Origin of the sequence: Faecalicoccus sp. LCP19S3_E2, assembly GCF_052121255.1 — a bacterium.
GTDB lineage: Bacteria > Bacillota_I > Bacilli_A > Erysipelotrichales > Erysipelotrichaceae > Faecalicoccus.
This window is the reverse complement of sequence record NZ_JBQKEP010000003.1, coordinates 143191-164084: the sequence shown is the minus strand read 5'-3', so window position 1 is coordinate 164084 and position 20894 is coordinate 143191. Positions and strand designations below refer to the sequence as shown.

Here is a 20894-nt window from a genome sequence, read left to right as displayed (position 1 = left end):
TACATGTTTATTGTACAAAGTTATAATCTTTCCGTCAATAAGTTTGTGCAAAAATTAACAAGTTATTTTTAGTCACTTTTTCACGAGTAATATTAACTTATTATTTTTTTCACAAGTTTGTTGACATCCCCTCTGAATTGGATTATCCTATGCGTGACAAGTCTCTTATACGAGCAGAAAGGAAGATAAAATAATGAGAAAAGCTTATATCGTAGCTGCCAAACGAAGTGCTGTAGGAACCTTCATGGGTTCTTTGACCGATGTTGATGTTGCCGATTTTGGCGCTACTGTCCTCAAGGAAACCATTGCCCAGGCCGGTATTGATCCTAAAAACTTAGATGAAGTTTTGATCGGTAACGTTATCGCCGCCGGTTTAGGACAAAACATCGCCCGTCATGTGGCCTTTAATGCCGGTGTACCGGTAGAAGTATGCGCCCAGACTATCAACATGTTATGTGGATCTGGTTTAAAAGCCGTTATGGAAGCCTGCCTTCGCATTCAGGCTAACTTTGGAGATCTTTATGTAGCCGGTGGTGTTGAATCCATGACTCGCGCCCCTTTCCTAACTCCATATACCATTCGTAAAGGTGTAAAAAGCGGAAACATGACATTGATCGACTCTATGCTGCACGATGGTTTAACGGACGCCATGTATGGAATTCATATGGGTGTTACCGCCGATAACATTGCCAAAAAGTATAACATTTCTCGTGAAGCCCAGGATGAATTTGCCCTGACCAGCCAAGAAAAGGCATTGGCAGCAATCGAATCCGGACGCTTCAAAGATGAAATCGTTCCAATTACTTATCGTACAAGAAAAGGTGAAGTCACTTTTGATACCGATGAACATCCACGTCATACCAGTATGGAAAAACTGGCAAAATTAAAACCTGCTTTCTCCAAAGATGGGACAGTTACAGCCGGTAATGCTTCTGGTATCAACGATGGAGCCAGCTTTACGATCGTAGCCAGCGAAGATGCCGTTAAAAAATACAATTTAAAACCAATTGCTGAAATCGTTGGTTTTGGACAAGGTGGTGTAGATCCACGCGTAATGGGATTAGGTCCTACCCCAGCTATTTTAAACGCTTTAAAATATGCTGATCTTTCCATCAATGACATGGAATTGGTTGAGTTAAACGAAGCCTTCGCCGCTCAATCTTTAGGTGTAATTCATGAATTAGAAGAAGCAACCGGTATGGATCGCGAAGAATTCTTAAAGAAAACTAACGTCAATGGTGGTGCCATTGCCTTGGGACATCCAGTTGGAGCCAGTGGTAACCGTATCTTAGTTACACTTTTATATGAAATGAAAAAACGTGGTTTGAAGACCGGTCTTGCCTCTTTATGTATCGGTGGTGGACAAGGTGCTGCCGTTATCGTAAAGATGTGCGATTAATTATTCAATCAAAAAACGAGTAGAGTGCAAATACCCTACTCGTTTTCCTTTGTGATATAGCTCATAATCAACTCAACTGTATTTTCCAAAGCCTTATAATGTGTTCTTTCCATACCATGGGAAGCTTGTACTCCAGGGCCAATCAATGCCCCTTTGATATTATTTCCTCCTTTTAAGGCGGCAGACACATCACTGCCATACATCGGATAAATATCAACGGCATAACTTAACTGTTTTTCTTTAGCCAGGCGAATCAGATCACTTGTCATTTGGTAATCATAAGGGCCGCTGCTGTCCTTAGCACAAATGCTGACATCGTATTCTGTACAAGCCAGGTCTAAACCGATACATCCCATATCGACTGCCAACATAGAATCTATCTCATCCGGCAAGGCAGAAGCGCCATGGCCTACCTCTTCATACGTGCTAAACAAAAAGATCAGATTTGTAGAAGGCTTGATATTTTCATCCTTTAATGTTTTCAAAGCCGAAAACAAGCAGGCACAACTGATCTTATCGTCTAAGAATCGTGACTTGATAAATCCACTTTCGGTAACAGTTGTCTTTGGATCAATGGCGATAAAATCACCATTTGAAATTCCCAGTTTCAAAACATCCTCTTTTGTCTTCACGATTTCATCAATACGTACTTCTAAAGTATCCGCTTTTCTTTCTAAGCTGCTGGCATCCGGATGCACATGTTTACTGGCTGCCTGGCATAATATCGTTCCGGTATAAACTTTATTTTCACGCGTATAAATACGACAATATTCAGAATCCAAGGTTGGTAATGTAGGAGAACCGATAGGCGTAATAGCCAAATAGCCATTATCTTTGATCGAGCGTACCATTAAACCTAATGTATCACAATGCGCACTTAATCCCAGGGTATGATTTGTATCTTTTCCTTCAACCTTGATCATTAAATTCCCTTTTTGATTTCGAACTGTGTCATAACCTAATGCCTTTGCCTCTTTTTCTAAAAAATCGATCGCATGCATAGTAAATCCGGTTGGTGAATCCACCTGCAATAGTTTTTGTGCAAAATTCAATATATATTCTTTCTCCATTATCTTTAATCCCTTCTATACTTTCTGCTTGATTATACCACTTTTTGGACAATCCACCGCCCTTTACGATTAGATCCTTCCCGCACCAGCAAATGTTTTTCTTGTAGTTCCTTGATTAGCGTTTGCACTTGTTTTCTGGAAAGCCCTAAAGCCTCCATAAGTTGAACTTGTGTCATCGACGGATTCTTTTCTAACAAAGTCAAAATTTCCTGTTTATGATCGGCTCCTTTTTTTGGCTCCTTTTTGGCTCCTTTTTGGCTCCTTTTATTTTCATCTACCAAAAATCCTTCATGTATAAACAATCTAGATATGAAATAACTATGATTTTCATCTGTTTCAAATTCAGGTTTAGGTGAACCATTGGCCTCAAGTGCATCCAAGATTTTCTTAAATCCAGTATTTCTTCCCTCTGTAAGATGAAGTTCTTTTAAGAAATCACCAATTCTTCGATTTCTATATCGACGATTCGATACACGATAATGTTTTAACCCTTCCTGTGTAACTGATCTGTCTGGTCCGGGAAAACTGACAATTTCTATACGATCGCGTTCTACACGTACTTCAATAGGTTCTCTAATATCATAAGCACGATGATAGACAGCGTTTGATAAAGCTTCTTCAATCGCCGCAAAAGGATAATTAAAGAAACGATCTGCTTCAGCCCTATCCGGATGCTTGATGACTTTTTCGGTGATAATCATATTTTTTATAAACTGAAGCGCAGCTCTAAGCTGTTGATGAATTGGGCCTTTAAATGTATTTTCTATGATATCATTACCACCTAAACCATCAGGAAATTGCACGACATCAATTTGCGTATAAGGAAAAAACTTATCTGGTTCCATACTAAAAAACATTAAACCGACATTTTTAGGTTTTACATATTCAGGAAGATTGCTGATGATATTCATATCATGACAAACTTCTATAAAATCACCATTTTTGGATTTCTCATACAACGAACTTTTCACTTCTTTTAGATAATTTTGAATTAAAGTAATATTTAAATCCGATATATCAGCCTGATGATTTACTCGATCATCAAATGGAACACGATTAGCCAATGTAAATAAATCTTTTTCTTCATTATCTGATGGTTCCACTGTATTGGATGCCTTACGGATATAGTGAATATGTTCTTTATGATCTTTTGCCATAGTTTTAGGAGAAGAATACGGTCTATTATCTCCTCCAGGACACCAGATCACAATAAATTGTTTATTCTGATACGTTTCTACACCAATAATGGGTGTATAAGCTGGTCGAATTAACTTACATTTTGAAAATATATTCTTCTGATACGAATCTAATTTCTCACTGGGAACTCCTTTTAGCGGATAAACAGGACGACCATCTTTTTCTTCAACTCCAATGACAATATATCCGCCACCCCAGTTATCCAAATCATTGGCAAAGGCACAAATCGTTTTTAAAGAAGTAGCTGCATCCCAAGTTTGTTTGAATTCAATTCTTGCCCATTCTACTACCTCTCCAGATAATAATGTCTTGATATTTGTCGGTATTGCCATTCCATCACATCCTTCCTGCCTATTTTTGTCTAACCTTTATTTTTCTACACCATTTTTTGAGTAAATGAACTACTCTTCTCTTTCAAAAATTTGTATCCATCAAACAAATATAAATATCACATATAAATGTTTTAAGATTTCACAAACCAACCTGTTGACTACTTTTATCATCACTTTCGATTGAATTTATAGTATCGTATCAAATACATCTTACTAAGTCCTTACTTATACAATATAAATGTTATTGGTTTCGTAAAATTTTTAAAGATCTAAAATTCCAATTGAAATTGTATTCATATGTGTCTTCCTTTTCCATTAATAAAACTTTCTGGCCAGAAATTCTAAACGACTGACCGCATGCTCTAAAAAGTCTTTGTAGCCACAATAATTTTCATCAAAATAGGTGATGTTCAATCGTTTACAATTTTGATGACAAATTGATTCAAACGGACAGTTGAGACAAGCTCTGCTAGTACGTTTTGGACTGTTAAAAAAAGCCTTGGCTCCATCACTTTTGATTATGTTGTTTAAATCGTCCGTCTTTATATTTCCACAAAGATATTCATCTAAGGCATAAAAATCACAGGGGTACACATTCCCATTTGCTTCGATAACCGATTGAAAGCTGCAGTTTCCGCACATACCACACGATTGTGGTCTGCGACGTTGAAACAAAAGAATCAAATTATCAAATAAGGTGATACTGATATAGTTTCCTTTTTGTACTTCTTCAAACCAGTCATTAAAAAAAGTCTTATAAAACGAAGCAAATAGTTTAGGGGTTAAAGCATATCGTGTTGTACCCTGCAACGGTGGCAGGCAGGGAATGAACTGTACATAATGAAGCTGATGTTTTAAGATCCATTGAAACAGTTTTTGCGGATGTTTTGCCAAATATGAAGTTAAAACAATCAAAACATTTACCTCAACGTCATATTTCTTTAATCGATTCATTGCCTGTATGACTTTTGTATAGGTTGGATTCCCTTTTCCATCCAATCGTAAAAAGTCATGATTGTCTTTATATCCATCTAAAGAAATACCGACAAGAAAATGATTCTCTTTAAAGAAAGCACACCATTCATCGTTAATCGAAAGACCATTTGTCTGTATCGCATAGTGTATGCTTTGATTTGTCTTATACTGATTGACATATGCAATAAAAGCACGATAAAAAGAAAGACCGGCCAGTGTTGGTTCTCCACCCTGAAACGCAAATGTTATGTCTTGATACAAGCCAAGTGCCTGTTTGATCAATGCTTGCATCGTATCTTCTCGCATGATGTTATACGAAGGGATTTCTCGATGATCGACCACATCTTTATAGAAACAATAACGACAGTCCATATTACATAAAGAAGAAGCCGGTTTGATTAAAAAACTGATTGAATTCATATTTCTAGTTTATCAAATCTATACAAAATTCTCAAAACGATAGAGTAGAGGGAAGAAATTAATCTTCGCCCCTCTCATTGCACCGTACGTACGGGTCTCGTATACGGCGCTACATTTATATGTTGATGTACGACTTATCTTAGATAGTATTCAAGGGGATTGACCAAACCGGGTCGGTCCCCGTTTCTGATACCAAGTACATAAGGTGTTATTAGATAATTTGCGGTTTTCATTCCCGCTTGTCTATATAGTCCTAATCGTGTATTCGCTGTGGCATAGATGTCCTCATCTGTTATATTCTTCGCTTTAACGAATACTTTCAGTTTCTGTAGGTTCTTATAAATACGTACTGGTTCCTTCCATTGCTTGAAAAGAATCACCCGTATTTTATGTCTGAGCCATTGCCCAAACTCGTCCATGAAACTTTTCATCCTTCCAATTCGGAAATAGTTTATCCATCCTCTTACAATTTGATTGATTCGTGTAAATGTTCTCGCATTGGTCCGTGCTATACACCTTTTCCGTATGAGCTCCTTACGGCACTTGTCGTATAGGTTTCTCTTACTCTTGTTGGATGGTCTGCACTCCCACTTGGAAGAACCTTTCCAATAGGTAAAACCTAAAAAGTTACTGTTCGTTGGTCTTACCACTTTTGTTTTCGTGGCACTGACCTTCAGGAACAGTTTTCTCTCCAACCAGGATGTGACGGACTTCATCACTCTGTTGGCTGCCATTTCACTTTTCACAAAGATATTACTGTCATCCGCATACCGTACAAAGTGCAATCCTCTCTGTTCCAATTCCTTATCAAATTTATCAAGATAAATGTTTGAAAGAATCGGACTCAGTGGTCCGCCCTGTGGCATTCCGATCGCGTTTGGCTTAACGAGTCCTTTTTCCATAATTCCTGCCTGCAGAAATTTACGGATAAGATGTAAGGTTGCCGAATCAAATACACGCTCTCTAAGAATTGAAATTAATTTATCATGATTCACCGTATCAAAGTAGGCTTCGATATCTAAATCAACAACCCATTCATACCCTTCATTTAAGTAATCAAGTGTACGTATAGTGGCATCCTGTGCACTTCTGTGCGGACGGAATCCAAAACTATTGTCACTAAACGTGTTATCATAGATTTTTGATAATACTTGTGCGATAGCCTGTTGAATCACTCTGTCTACTACTGTAGGAATACCAAGCGGTCTTTTCTTGCCGTTTGATTTAGGTATATATACTCGTCTGACAGGTTGGGGCCTATATTTCTTCTCCATAATCTGTTTCTTTATGGTTTCCCTATGGATACGAAAATACTCATCCATTTCATCTACCGTCATCTGATCGACTCCGGCAACACCTTTATTACTCTTGACTCTTTTCATAGCCTCCTCAAGATTTTCATCCTGTAGAATCACTTCGATTAATTTCATGTCGCTGCTTCTCCTTCCATTTGTAGATACTTTCAGAACCATTCCATCGTCTCCCGCTTCCGTGAAGTTTACGACTCTCCACTTATGAAACGTTCCTCAAATTCGAACTGTCTGAGTATTGCGTATGGTGATTAGCACCATATAAACATTAGGCCCTTCAGTAGCGGTGTTTCTACCTACTATGACCTCAGCTGACTTCTTGTGATAAACCTTTTTCGACCGATGGTACCATCACTGTTTTTAAAGATATTGGATTTCATCTTCCACAAGATCTCCCGGGGTAATTCATGTCATCCTACTTCTTTCACAACGTCCGGATTTACTGTCTTGGTTTTAATACGTCTACCCTTTTGGACTTCGGTTTGTACGGCAACCTCATCCACCATTTAGCCTTGTATCCGGTTTCTGTTCGTACGCTCGAAAGAATCGCTACACCACTTCCTTCATCCTTGACATCACTGTCAACGACTTGTGGTTCACTACGCTTCAGCGGTAGATTCCATACGCGGCTGGTTTAACTCCAGCTGAATGCATGCCATGCCCGGCACACCAAAAAAAGGATCCCTCTTACGAAGAATCCTTCCAGTCTAAATATCAAACCACTGAATTGCACAGGCATCCAGTTCAACCTCAAAGGAGGAACCGTCACCTTTATAAATCGTTGATTTTTGTGGTTCATACGTATTGTTGACAACGCAGAAACTGTTGGTCGATGGATAAACATTGACATCTAAATTATAGTTGTCACTGTACCATTTCTTCATGTCATTTTCTTTATGTGCCGCAAAGAAGATCGCACGATATAATAGACGTGTATTTTCAAAGCTGAATGGAAGACCGTTCATATAAACGGAACGTCCTTTACCATATTCATTCACAGCCAAATTTACATGAAAATCTTTTTCCCTCAGGATCATTGTGCCCGGTAAAGCATACACGTTATTGACACATTCACCCCAGTCCTCATGTTCTAACTGTTCGGTGATAAAGTGTTCATGCGTATCCCAGTTATACTTATCGGTATGCATCGTAAATCCTAACTCTTTATCCACACCTAATACATCGTATAGTGTAAAGAATTTACCATTCTTGGCACAGGCTGTTGGTTCGCCGACACCAATGAAACCGCCACCGTTATCGACATATTTACGTAAAGCGGCAATCACGGTTTCATCAAATTCTTCACCACCGCTAAAGCTTGTATAAGCAGCACCTACATTCAACAAGACATCAATATCATTTAATACCGATGGATCGTTACGCACTTCATCAAAACTGATAAAACGCACATCAAACGGGTATCCGCTCAAAGCTTCCATAACACCGGTAAACGAATAAATCTGTTTATACCAGATCGCATGGTGTACCAGATGTGTTCCCCAGCGACGAAGTTCACCCCAGCTGTTCAATACACCAACCTTCATAAGTGTATATGGTTTTTGCTGGTTGACATGAGAATATAACTCACGGAATTCATCACAGACTTTTTCGATGTAGTCAATAAATTCCGGGAATTTTAAAGCCAGTTTTAAATAACCGCCATATCCGATACGATCGACCGGACTTCTTAAAATGGCACGACGGGCAGTCACCCAGTTGATCTTGGCTTCCTTTAAAGGATCGCCACCTTCATGGAAAGTATCCGGGAAGAAGTATGGCAAAAATCTTCCTTCGGTATATTTCACACCTTTGATATCAGAAATTAGACGAAGTGTTGTTCCGGAACCTACCGAACCAACCACAGCATCTAAACCAATGGATTCAAAATACTTACCGAATGGTTCAGTACCAATCCAGTGATCGCCTAAGAACATCATGGCTTCTTTACCATATTCATGGCAGATATCGACAAACTTTTTAGCAAGCTTACAGACTTCTCTTTGTTGGAAATCCATAAAATCGCGATATTCTTTGGTCGGTACACAGAAAGTAGAATTGTTGAAGCCTTTATTGATAATGTATTCTGGTCTGAACTTATAACCCACTTCTTCTTCAAAATGTTTTAAGATGTATGGAGAAACCGAAGCGCTGTAGCCAAACCAGTCAACGTATTTTTCTCTGGCCTGTTCGTCAAACTGTAATGTGAACTGATGAAAGAATGTCGTAAAACGAACAACGTTTACATCATCGCGTTCCTGACAAAACTTTCTGAATTTTTCCAGTACATACTTTTGTGTCTTTGGCTGACGCACATCAAAGGTCATCTGATGTTCTTCATCCTGCCAGTCATTTGTCAATGAATTGTACATGTGAACCGGATCCCAGATGACAAACGCCAGAAAGCTTACTGTATAGGCATGATAAGGAATCGCATCATGAATGATCACTTCGCGATTTTCTTCATCGTAATCCCAGTTTGTCACTACGGTATCCGTTGTACGATCAATGACTTCCCACCATAGGTGAATATCATCGATCGTGTTGGGTTTCAGCTGATCCTTATAGAAATGCTTCATGATCTGAATCTTACATTCAGTCTCTTTGGCCGTTACAAAATCAGACATCAGATACATTTGTTGAATTTCTTCCGGATTTGCCTTAGCCCATGTGTTATCTTTACGTGTTGTATAGTAAGTCGCATATTGTTTGATATCCATGGAACGTAGTTCTTTTGGCATATCCGTTCCATCGCAATCGCGAATCGCATCCGCCTTCCAGCGATGAATGATATCGATCGTATCATCTATGACATCGATATCCGTTGGTACAGTCACTCTTCCTTGTTTAATCATGTTAATGTCCCTTCTATTGTGTCAATCAATTTTTGAAACGCAATATCTCCTTTTTCATCAAAAGAATAGATGCCGCAATGTCTTAGTCCTTCCACAAAGACCCTGGCGACTTCTTCCTGCAGCTGTTCTTCCACGTTTTCTTTTGTCCAGGTCATGGATTGTTGAAGATTCTGCAGCCATTCTAAATGTGAATCTAAAAGATCTGAACAGGTACCATCTAATAAATAATCCTTCATTGCCTGCATTTCCGTTTTTAAACGGGCCGGCAATACTGCAAGTCCCATCACTTCGATCAGACCAATGTTTTCTTTTTTGATATGATGTACTTTTTCATGAGGATGAAATATCCCCATTGGGTGTTCCTTGCTTGTCCGATTATTTCTAAATACAAGATCCAGTTCATATCGATTGTTTCGATAACGCGCAATACTGGTAATGGTATTGTGCATCTGTCCATCTGTTTTGGCATAAACTTCAACAGCTGGATCATCATACTGCCGCCATACTTGCAGTATAGTATCCGCTACATCGATCAGTGTCTCCTTTTGCACCGATGATAAGCGCAATACGCTTAATGGCCAGAACAGACGATCGGCTCTTACATCCTCTGTCAGCTGAAAGCTTTGAACGACTTTCGCATTGGCCATGGCAAATTCATAATTCCCACCCTGAAAATGATCATGGGACAGGATCGATCCTCCCACGATTGGAAGGTCGGCATTGGAACCTAAGAAATAATGTGGAAACTGTTCGACGAATTCCAGCAGTCGAATAAAGGTTTTTCGACATGTTTTCATAGGTACATGTTCACCCTTTAACACAATACAGTGTTCATTGTAGTAAACATATGGAGAATACTGGAAGAACCAGTCTTCTCCATTTAATTTCAAAGGGATGATGCGATGGTTGCTGCGACCATCACATCGTAAACTTCCGTAATATCCTTCACATTCCTTACAAAGCACACACGATGGATAGCTTGTTGATACACTTTTTGATGCTTTGGCGATATCTCTGGGATCCTTTTCCGGCTTGGATAAATTGATCGTTATATCCATGATGCCGTACTCCGTATTCACTTTATAGGAAACATTCTTATCGATTCGGTCCTTGCGAATATAGTTACTGGCGATGCTGGTATGATAGAAATAATTGGTTGCTAGTATAGGAGAATTATTTTTTTTCGTCTCAAACGTATGAATCATTTCGGAAGGTCGCGGCATGAAACAATTCATAAGCTGAGAATCAAACGCATCGCGATTTCGCAAAGTATCTTCCAAGATTCCCTTTTTAACCGCAATATCACAAAGCATCTGCAGCAATTCACTGACATAGTGATAGGATACCCTTTGATCCGTTGGTGTATAATCTTCTTCTTTTAAACAGGCCAGAATGCGATTACGGGCATAGATTCGATCGGTTGGTTCCATCAAATGCTGCTCGATCGCATATTCCAGCAAAGTTTCAATGATTGCTTCCATACGTATCCCTTTTATACGATACGATTTTCTGTTTCCGGATCGAAGAAATGAATCTTGCTAAGATCCATGGTCAGATCCAAATCCTCATGTCCTTTGGCCTCCAGACGAGATGCAATCTTTGCACTCATGGCTTCTCCGTTATAAGTTCCATGCAGGATGTATTCATGACCTAATAATTCGGCTACGTCAATGTGGAAGGTAAAACGGGCACTTGGATATGTCTGGGCGACGATACCCTCGGCATGCATATCTTCCGGACGAATACCCATGATGACTTTTTTGCCGTTATACGCTTTCATCTTATCCTGGAACATATCCGGTACCTGAATCTTGTGATCTCCGGCTGTAAAGATGCCATCGGCATACGTTCCATGAATGAAGTTTGTTGCCGGTGCTCCTAAGAAGCCTGCCACAAACATATTGGCCGGATTGTTGTAGATTTCCTTTGGTGTACCGATCTGCTGGATATAGCCGGCTTTCATGACAACGATACGATCGGCCATGGTCATGGCTTCGGTCTGGTCATGTGTAACATAAATCGACGTTGCACCGATACGCTCATGCAGCTTGATGATCTCACTACGCATCTGAACACGCAGCTTGGCATCCAGGTTACTTAATGGCTCATCCATTAAGAACACCTTGGCATTACGCACAATGGCACGACCTAAGGCAACACGCTGTCTTTGTCCACCGGACAATGCCTTTGGTTTACGATCTAAATAATCGGTAATTTCCAAGATACGAGCCGCTTCTTTTACACGTTTATCGATTTCATCCTTTGGTGTTTTTCTAAGCTGCAAGCCAAATGCCATATTGTCATATACGCTCATATGCGGATATAGCGCATAGGACTGGAATACCATGGCGATGTCACGGTTTTTGGGTTCAACATCGTTCATCAGTTTTCCATCGATATAGAACTCTCCGGCGGTGATATCTTCCAAACCGGCAATCATACGAAGTGTCGTTGATTTTCCACATCCGGATGGTCCTACAAATACGATAAATTCTTTGTCTTTGATCTCCAGATTAAAATCAAAGACAGCTTGTACATTGTTATCATAGACTTTATCTATATGTCTTAAAGACAATTCTGCCATATTACTTTCCTCCTACTGATACTTTCGATTGTAGAGATAGATCAGGATCATAATACCAATGACACCGACGATCTCCATCATCAAATTTGGGATTCCTATCGTTTTTTGTCCGATGACTACCAATGCAACACAAACAATAAAGGCAATCAAAGACAAAATTGTTTTAATGATATTGCTGTTTTGCATATGCATCCTCCTTCAATTAGTCTTTTAAACCACCAAGGCTCATACCTTGTGTCAACTTCTTTTGAACGATGATATACAAAATCAATGTAGGAACCATCGCAATCACCAATCCGGCATACATGACACCGTATTGAGCTGCTGAACGCTGTGCCTGCATCAGATTACGTAATCCGACAGATAAAGTCGCATGATCTGTCTGCAACAATGTAAAGGCAACGATATATTCATTCCAGTAAGCTAAAAACTGGAACAAAATAACAGTAATGATACTTGGTCTTGCCATTGGGATCATGATCTTTGTCATGGTCTTAAAATAGCCACATCCATCTATCAATGCAGCTTCTTCATAAGCTTTTGGCAACGTCTGGAAGTAACCTGTCAACAAGTAAACTGTAAATGGAAGACTTGTCGATGCATAAACAATCGCAAGTACTAACTTGTTGTCTATCAAAAAGTTAGTCAATCCAAGCATGTTATCAAAGTTAAACAACATCATATAGATCGGCAATACGATATAGTTCATATTGATGAACAATCCGGCCATAAACAAGAGATTCATAAATTTCTTTCCCTTGAAGTTGAAACGAGCCAGTACATAAGAACACGGCAATGCGACTACCAGTAAGATTGCCAATGCCATAGCTACAACGATGACCGTATTTAACAGATAATCGCCCATTCTGGCCTTTTCAAATGCCGTCACATAGTTTGACCACTGTAGTACAGCCGGTAAGGCCCATGGGTTGTCGGCATTTAATTCCAACTGTGTTTTCAAACTTGCCAAAAATACCCAAAGAATCGGAATAATGATCGTTACCGCAAAGACGATCATGGCAAAATATACAAAGATCTTGTACCAGGAATGTGGTGATAAGTTCTTAAGTTTTTTCATCGAGGCACCTCCTAATACTGTAATGGATCACGTTTTGTGACCTTATTCAATGCACCTGCCATCGCAAACGCCAGGATAAAGGTAATTACACCAATGGCCATACCATATCCCAGGTTTCCGGAGAAGGCTTTTGAGTACATGTAGTTCAACATAACCTGCGTACCAAACTGTCCATCGGTATTGACCTGCACAAACAGGAAGCTTAAGTTGATCGTTGAAATAACGAAGAATGTCAAAGTCTGACGAATGTTATCCCAAATCAACGGCAGTGTGATCATGAAGAACTGTTTTAGTTTTCCGGCACCTTCCAAAGAAGCCGCTTCATACAAGTTTTCCGGAATGGAAGTCATACTGGCCATGTACATAACCATGTAATAGCCGATAGCCTGCCAAACCAAAGCTCCGATAATGGAGAAAATGATAATCTCCGGATCTCCCATCCACTGACGGCATAAGCTGTCAAGTCCGATCGTGGATAAGAAACTATTCAATAAACCATTGCTTGGTGCATAGATGGCTGAGAAAATACCGGCGATGATAACGATATTCAAAATGTTTGGAATATAGAATATAACACGGAAGAAATTCTTTCCTTTGAAGTTTTCACGTGTTAATAATGTCGCAAACAAGATCGCCAGAACGATCGTAAACATCGTTACGATCACAATGATGAGTATCTGATTCTGTATGGATTGCAGAAAGATATCATCTTTAAACAAAGTTTGGAAATTCTTGAGGCCGATAAACGTCTCCCCGCCGACAAATCCAGCTTTCTGATACAGTGAGTAACGGAATACCTGAACCGTTGGTATTACAATAAACAGTGTAACCAGAATTAGGGCAGGTGCCAGACAGGCGATGACAAAGCGGCGCTGTGATTTCTTTTTTGTCATAATGTCCAACCTCTCTCTTTTAAGTAGTAAGAAAGCGGTGAAGAATCACCGCTTTTTGTAAATATCACTGCGTTTCTTATTCTTTTGCTAATGGATTTTCACGTAATGTTGTCCAAAGCTCAGTCAGTGATTCTTGCCATGTATCAACAGATACACCTTCTTTACCACTGGCGATTTCTTCAATCGGTCCATAGATCGTACCCTTGAAGTCAACATCTGGTACAGCGGTAGCATCGTATGCAGCATATGTACCGGAAACAGCTTTTACGCCTTCCTGATTGTAAACATCAAACAGACCTTTTAACTGTTCGTCAGCTAACAAGCTAGCAGAATCTTTTCTTGGTGAAACAATGTTGTGAGAAGCAAAGATCTTAGCTGCATCTTCAGAATACAAGAATTTGATGAATTCTTTTGCATCATCTACGTTAGCAGCTTCAGCAGGGATCCATACTTGTTCCGTCATTGTTGTAACAACGCGTTCTCCACCTTCTTCAAAAGCAGGCAGTGGCATTACACCCCAAGAGAAGCCTTCCGGTGTAGTTTCAGCCATTTCACCGATGATCCAGGAACCATTTGGCATAAATACGGCTTTACCATCGATCATAGACTGCTGGTTCTTAGTGAAACCACCATCAACGTTAGCGTTGGCAACTGTATCTTTTTCTAAGTAGTTAGGTCCTACCAAGGTAGCTAAAGTTTCCAGAACTTTCTTACCTTCATCAGAATCCCAAGTACCTTCACCATATTTCAAAGCATTCTGGAAGTATTCTTCTCCACCAGCCTGATACAGCATACCTAATACCGTATTATCGAAGTATCCTTTGATTGGGTATGTGAATAAGTATTTGTCAGGGTTTTCACTATGTACCTGATCACCTAAAGCCCACATTTCATCCCAAGTCTTAGGAAGCTGATCTTCGGATAATTCAGCTTTGTTGTAGTATAATCCAGCAGGTGTGTACATGATTGGAGCCAGATATGCTTTTCCATCACCGAAGTAATCAGAAGTAGGTTCTGTGATAGAAGTATCGATTTCATCAGCAACTTCTTCCATAACATCACTGATGTCCAAAACGTTTCCGTTATTCAGCATTGACTCTGTATAATTGGAAGCCTGTCCCAGGTTGTAGTAAACCAAGTCAGCGTATTTTCCGGATGCATTGTCTTTCTGCATTTCCTGATCGATTTCTTTACTGAATCGGATCTGTACGTCAACTTCCGGGTTGGCTTCTTCAAATGCTGCGGCAGCTTCTTCCAGGAACTCTGTACCATTACCACCTTCAAAAGCATCAAAAGCTAGAATTCGTTGTCCATCATCATTTGTTGGCACTTCTTTTTCGCCCGAATCCGTGCTTCCTGAGCTACATCCAGTAACCATTGTAGCCATTGCCAGAGCCAAAGCTCCGGCTCTCATTAATTTGTTCATTATAATCCTCCTTTGAACATAGCTTTTAACTACTTAAAGTGTACAAAAATGTAAGCGCTTTTTCTATGCGATTCTTGTTTTCGATTTTAGAAATATTGCTTTTTGATAAATACACCTCAAAATTTCGAAATTTTCACATTATTCTGTGCTACACTTCTTTTAGTAAAAAAGGAGATTTTTTATGCGTCAACCTAATATACTTTTATTGATGTGTGATCAGTTTCGCGGTGACTGCCTTTCCATACAAGATCACCCCGATGTTAAAACACCTTTTCTAGATTCTATTGGACATCAGGGTGTGGTCTTTGAAAATGCATACAGCGCAACACCCAGTTGTATTCCCGCCCGTGCGGCTCTATTAACCGGACGAAGTCAGGAAGGACATGGACGTGTCGGCTATCAGGATAATGTCGATTGGGATTATACGCACTATATGGCTGAAGAGTTTTCCAATGCCAATTATCAGACCCAGTGCATTGGAAAGATGCATGTTCATCCCCCACGCCTATCCTGTGGTTTTCAAAGCTTAAAGCTTCATGATGGTTATTTGGCATGTTACAGAGATAATAACGCACCCTACTGGATGCATCAAAGCGTTCATGATGATTATCTTTTCGATCTGCAAAACCAGACAAATCGCTTCAGCGATGTCACATCCAGTGGACCGGAGTGTAATTCCTGGGTTACTCATCCATGGATCTATGAAGAAAGACTCCATCCGACAAACTGGGTTGCCGATCAAAGTATTCGCTTTATCCAGACAAGAGATCGAACCAAGCCTTTCTTTTTGATGTCTTCGTTTGTACGTCCTCATCAACCCTTAGATCCACCACAGTCCTATTTTGACATGTATAAAGATAAAGATCTAAGAAAACCGGCACAAGGTGATTGGGATGACAAAGAACGTACCAAAACGCATAAGTTTCAATATGACTCAATCTATGGAACCGATGATCCTAACCTGCAGCATGATGCGATGGCCGGCTACTATGCCTCCATCACCCATGTTGACCATCAGATTGGAAGGATCCTATTGGCTTTGCAGGAAGATGGCATCTTAGAAGATACGATCGTATGCTTTGTCAGTGATCATGGTGAAATGCTATTTGATCATGGATTATGGAGAAAAGTCTTCCCTTATCAGGGAAGTGTTCATATTCCGTTTTTGATGCGTGTGGGAAAAAATATCACATCCATTCCATCCAATACATTTAAAGAAGTCGTTGAATTACGGGATGTCATGCCTACTTTACTTGATTTTTGTGGAATTTCCATTCCAAATACTGTGGATGGAATCTCTTTAAAACCATTATTAGAACAAAAGACTAATTTCATACGGGATTATCTCCATGGTGAACATAGTTTTCATTCCAATTTATCCAACCACTATATTGTCACTAAACAATATAAATATATATGGTATTCCCAAACCGGAATAGAACAATTCTTTGATTTAGAAAACGATCCATGGGAACGTCATAATTTAATACAAAATAAAAAGTATCAAGAAACAATAAATGTGTTAAGAAATCATTTAATATTTGAATTAAAAAATCGACCAGAAGGTTATAGTGATGGAACTAAACTTTATATAAAAAAGGAACCAAGAACCATGATTCCCTATAAAAACTAGTCAAGAGGCAAAAATTTGTCCGCAGGCCCCTCTCTAAAAAATTACAAAAACAATAATATATCCATCTGACCTTATAAGGAAATGGAGTGCATTATGATACAATGCACTCCTTATTTAAATTAATCGATACGTTTTTCAGTCTCGGGATCAAAGAAGTGAACCTTGCTTAAATCCATAGTTAAGGATAATATACTATTCATCTTTGGTTCTAAACGACTGGCGACTTTGGCTACCATAGGTTGACCGTGAAAAGAACCATGTAAAATATATTCATGACCTAATAATTCTGCTACATCAATTTTAAAATCAAAGCTAGCACTTGGATACGTTTCTTTGACAATGCCTTCACCATATAAATCTTCAGGTCTTATACCTAAGATAACTTCTTTTCCCTGATAGGTTTTTAAAGATTCTAAATACATTTCAGGAATTTGAATATGTGTATCTTGAATATTGAAAGTTCCATCTTTGTAAGTACCTTTTATAAAGTTGGTAGCCGGTGATCCTAAGAAGCCTGCCACAAACATATTGGCTGGATTGTTGTAGATTTCTTTTGGCGTTCCTATTTGTTGGATATAGCCGCCCTTCATCACTACAATGCGATCGGCCATTGTCATCGCTTCAGTTTGATCATGAGTTACATAAATGGTTGTCGCTCCAATTCTTTCATGAAGTTGAATGATTTCACTACGCATCTGTACACGCAATTTGGCATCCAAATTCGATAATGGCTCATCCATTAAAAAGACTTTGGCATTACGTACAATGGCTCTTCCTAAAGCGACACGTTGTCTTTGTCCACCCGATAAGGCCTTAGGCTTACGATCTAAATATTGTTCAATTTCTAAGATTTGAGCCGCATTTCTTACGCGTTTATCAATTTCTTCTTTTGGACATTTTTTCAGTTTTAAACCAAAAGCCATATTGTCATAAACACTCATATGCGGATATAAGGCATATGATTGAAAAACCATCGCAATATCACGATCTTTTGGTTCTACATCATTCATCACTTTACCATCAATTTTTAATTCTCCACGAGTAATATCTTCTAAACCCGCAATCATGCGCAAGGTTGTCGATTTACCACAACCAGATGGTCCTACAAATACAATAAATTCTTTGTCTTGGATTTCTAAATTAAAATCAAAGACCGCTTGTACATTATTATCATATACTTTATCTATATGTTTTAAGCTAACTGTTGCCATTTGAATCGTTCTCCTTTTCTATCTTCCATATAATCTTGTCATATAAGCAATTTGACTTGACAATGTTTCATTTAACTCATCTTGTTTTAGTCGCCATGTCCAATTATTACCGGTTGTACTTGGTATATTTATTCTTCCATTACTGTTATATCCTAAATAATCTTGAATAGGTATTATTGCCAAGTTAGATACACTGGCAAGTACAGCTCGAATCATTTGCCAATGTATTTCTTGATCTGAATTAATATTTAAATATTGATTGGCAAATTCTCGATCCTCACTTGCACAAGAAGTATACCAGCCAACAATGGTGTCGTTATCATGCGTTCCGGTATAGGCTACACTATTATGTATATACATATGTGGTAAATATCCAGAACCTGTATCTCTTGAATCAAAGGCAAACTGAAGAATTTTCATACCTGGAAAACCACATTGTTTCACTAATTCAATTACTTCATCCGTAAGAAAACCTAAATCTTCCGCAATGATTTTGGCATTAGGAACTTGATTTTTCACAATTTCAAAAAATGGATACCCTGGTCCTTTTTCCCATACGCCATGTCTTGCGTTTTTTGAACCAAAAGGGATGGAATAATAACTTTCAAAGCCTCGAAAATGATCAATTCTTAATACATCGACAAAACGTAACTGATGTTTAATTCTTTGAATCCACCAGGCATACTGATCTTTTTCCATGACATCCCATCGAAATAAAGGATTGCCCCAAAGTTGTCCATCGGCTGAAAACCCATCAGGAGGACAGCCGGCAACATCTATAGGTTGTCGCATAGAATCCAACTGAAAAAGTTCTGGGTTTGACCATACATCGACACTATCTAAAGCTACATAAATCGGTATATCGCCTATGATTTGAATGCCTTTCGAATTGGCATAATCTTTTAATTTAAAATATTGTTGAAAGAAAAAATATTGACAAACTTTCCAAAATTCAATTTCATCCTTTAATTCTTCTTTTAGATAGGAAATGGCTCCTTCTTCTTTTAAACGATAAGAAATAGGCCATTCCAGAAACGGTTTTCCATTAAAATATTGTTTAATGGACATAAATAAAGAATAGTCTATTAACCAATTCGATTCTTTTTGACAAAAATCAATATAATCTTTAGTGGGTTGATTTAAAAATCTTTTTACCGCTATCTTTAATACCTTAAATCGAAGATCATATAACGTATTATATTCTATATGTGAAGTAGAAGTACCCCATTCTAGAGTTTGTACTTCTTCTTTTTTTAATAAGTCTTCCTGTATCAATTCATCTAAATCAATAAAATATGGATTTCCCGCATAGATGGAAAATGATTGATACGGTGAATCGCCATAGCCAGTACCTCCAATCGGCAAAATTTGCCAATATGTTTGATTCGAATCTGATAAAAAATCTATAAAGTCATACGCTGATTGTCCTAAAGTTCCTATACCATAATTCGAAGGCAAGGAAAAGATAGGACAGAGTATACCAGCACTTCGTTTCATGACATACCTTCTTCCTAAATCGATGAGACTGTTGCTCCTTTAATGACTTGAAAAGGAATGATTTCATGGATACCATCTCTTTGATAATTTAAGCGTACCAGTAAATCGTCAACAGCTTTATTTGCCATAGTTTCTATATCCTGATGAATGGTTGTTAGTCTTGGAATGGCATATTGTCCTAGTTCAATACCATCAAAACCAATTAAAGAAATTTGTTTAGGAACCTCATAATTATGATCGACTAAACAACGTAATGCACCTAACGCAATAGTGTCCCCCAGCGCAAAGAGTGCCGTAATGTCGTTATGTCTTTGTAATAACATGGAGGTAGCGGTATAGCCTCCATCTAAAGAAAATCGACTTGGCTCATAATAACTTTGTTTAAATTCTACACCAATCTCATTTAAAGCACGTATGGCACCTTGTAAACGAGCCTTCCCTACTGGTGTATTTTGATTTCCTCCGACAATTGCAATATGTTTATGACCCTTTAAAATCAAGTGATGTACCGCACTATAAGCTGCGGCTTCATTATCTGTGGTAAAAGATGAAATAAGAGAATCTTGACTATAAGGACTATTTGTCAAAAGTACGCTTGGTATTCTATAGGAAGACAAGACTTCGGAATAATTCTTTAAATCGCCACCTAAAAAGATAAGTCCTTTCGATTTTTTTTCTTTGATTAAAAGAAATGCTTCTTGAACTTCATCGGCATTTTCATCCATATAATGAACAGAAATTTCTTGTGAAGCTTCTTCTAATCTTCTTTGTAGTACTTCTAAAAGCTCAGCAAAAAATACATTGGCTTGTCCTTTGACTAGAATACTGATAATATCACTTGTTTTAATTTTCATATTTTTGGCATTTGTATTGGGTTGATAATGTTCTTTTTCAATGATTTCTTTAATTTTTTGTCTTGTTTCATCCGAGACATCAGGATGATTGTTGATTACACGGGAGACCGTTCCTATGCTGTAGCCACTAATTCGAGCTATATCCTTTATTGTCTTCATGCTT

General features: G+C 38.6%; 16 protein-coding genes. 2 read left to right on the top strand and 14 right to left on the bottom strand.

All coding sequences use genetic code 11. From position 1 onward, the window contains the following. Positions 1-193: 193 nt before the first annotated feature. Positions 194-1399 carry an acetyl-CoA C-acetyltransferase gene (locus ACTQX6_RS04135; RefSeq protein ID WP_294686915.1) on the top strand — a complete coding sequence of 402 codons (1206 nt, stop codon included), beginning with the start codon at positions 194-196 and terminating at the stop codon, positions 1397-1399. Between the two features lie 35 nt (positions 1400-1434). On the opposite strand, the gene ACTQX6_RS04130 is transcribed toward ACTQX6_RS04135, so the two are convergent. From ACTQX6_RS04130 to ACTQX6_RS04080, 11 genes are all read right to left on the bottom strand, one after another. Beyond that, positions 1435-2469 (bottom strand): M42 family metallopeptidase, encoded by a 1035-nt coding sequence (locus ACTQX6_RS04130; protein WP_272005436.1) that lies wholly within the window; start codon positions 2467-2469, stop codon positions 1435-1437. A gap of 32 nt (positions 2470-2501) precedes the next feature. Further along, entirely contained in the window at positions 2502-3998 is a 1497-nt protein-coding gene (locus ACTQX6_RS04125; protein WP_294686918.1) for an RNA-binding domain-containing protein, read from the bottom strand. Positions 3999-4313: 315 nt separating this feature from the next. Continuing rightward, positions 4314-5393 carry a radical SAM/SPASM domain-containing protein gene (locus ACTQX6_RS04120; RefSeq protein WP_294686919.1) on the bottom strand — a complete coding sequence of 360 codons (1080 nt, stop codon included), beginning with the start codon at positions 5391-5393 and terminating at the stop codon, positions 4314-4316. Between the two features lie 134 nt (positions 5394-5527). Continuing rightward, the gene (ltrA, locus tag ACTQX6_RS04115) at positions 5528-6823 is read right to left on the bottom strand and encodes a group II intron reverse transcriptase/maturase (protein ID WP_320870183.1); all 1296 of its coding nucleotides are present in this window, start codon (positions 6821-6823) and stop codon (positions 5528-5530) included. Positions 6824-7410: 587 nt separating this feature from the next. Then, positions 7411-9555 (bottom strand): 1,3-beta-galactosyl-N-acetylhexosamine phosphorylase, encoded by a 2145-nt coding sequence (gene gnpA, locus ACTQX6_RS04110; RefSeq protein ID WP_117446855.1) that lies wholly within the window; start codon positions 9553-9555, stop codon positions 7411-7413. Further along, a complete protein-coding gene (locus tag ACTQX6_RS04105) occupies positions 9552-11036 on the bottom strand; it encodes a UDP-glucose--hexose-1-phosphate uridylyltransferase (protein ID WP_294686924.1) in 1485 nt (494 codons plus the stop codon). The genes gnpA and ACTQX6_RS04105 overlap by 4 nt, the downstream gene beginning before the upstream one ends. Positions 11037-11047: 11 nt before the next feature. Beyond that, positions 11048-12139: an ABC transporter ATP-binding protein gene (locus ACTQX6_RS04100; protein ID WP_117446857.1), complete on the bottom strand. Its 1092-nt coding sequence runs from the start codon at positions 12137-12139 to the stop codon at positions 11048-11050. A gap of 12 nt (positions 12140-12151) precedes the next feature. Then, positions 12152-12325 (bottom strand): DUF6903 family protein, encoded by a 174-nt coding sequence (locus ACTQX6_RS04095; RefSeq protein ID WP_168964504.1) that lies wholly within the window; start codon positions 12323-12325, stop codon positions 12152-12154. A gap of 16 nt (positions 12326-12341) precedes the next feature. Beyond that, positions 12342-13217: a carbohydrate ABC transporter permease gene (locus tag ACTQX6_RS04090; RefSeq protein WP_117446858.1), complete on the bottom strand. Its 876-nt coding sequence runs from the start codon at positions 13215-13217 to the stop codon at positions 12342-12344. Between the two features lie 11 nt (positions 13218-13228). Continuing rightward, positions 13229-14110, bottom strand: coding sequence for a carbohydrate ABC transporter permease (locus ACTQX6_RS04085; protein WP_117446859.1), 882 nt, complete (start codon positions 14108-14110; stop codon positions 13229-13231). Positions 14111-14186: 76 nt separating this feature from the next. Beyond that, a complete protein-coding gene (locus ACTQX6_RS04080) occupies positions 14187-15536 on the bottom strand; it encodes a carbohydrate ABC transporter substrate-binding protein (RefSeq protein WP_117446860.1) in 1350 nt (449 codons plus the stop codon). A gap of 181 nt (positions 15537-15717) precedes the next feature. On the opposite strand from ACTQX6_RS04080, the gene ACTQX6_RS04075 reads away from it, so the two are divergent. After that, positions 15718-17169: an arylsulfatase gene (locus tag ACTQX6_RS04075; protein WP_117446861.1), complete on the top strand. Its 1452-nt coding sequence runs from the start codon at positions 15718-15720 to the stop codon at positions 17167-17169. A gap of 119 nt (positions 17170-17288) precedes the next feature. Here ACTQX6_RS04075 and ACTQX6_RS04070 read toward each other — a convergent pair whose 3' ends face one another. Genes ACTQX6_RS04070 through ACTQX6_RS04060 form a run of 3 tightly spaced genes read right to left on the bottom strand, consistent with a single transcriptional unit; the run spans position 17289 to position 20890 of the window. Further along, positions 17289-18380, bottom strand: a complete 1092-nt coding sequence (locus ACTQX6_RS04070) for an ABC transporter ATP-binding protein (protein ID WP_195221855.1) — start codon at positions 18378-18380, stop codon at positions 17289-17291. An 18-nt stretch (positions 18381-18398) separates the two neighbouring features. Beyond that, on the bottom strand, positions 18399-19877 hold the full coding sequence (gene malQ, locus ACTQX6_RS04065; protein WP_441657333.1) for a 4-alpha-glucanotransferase: 1479 nt from the start codon (positions 19875-19877) through the stop codon (positions 18399-18401). 14 nt (positions 19878-19891) lie between these two features. Next, positions 19892-20890 carry a LacI family DNA-binding transcriptional regulator gene (locus ACTQX6_RS04060; protein ID WP_117446864.1) on the bottom strand — a complete coding sequence of 333 codons (999 nt, stop codon included), beginning with the start codon at positions 20888-20890 and terminating at the stop codon, positions 19892-19894. Positions 20891-20894: the final 4 nt, after the last annotated feature.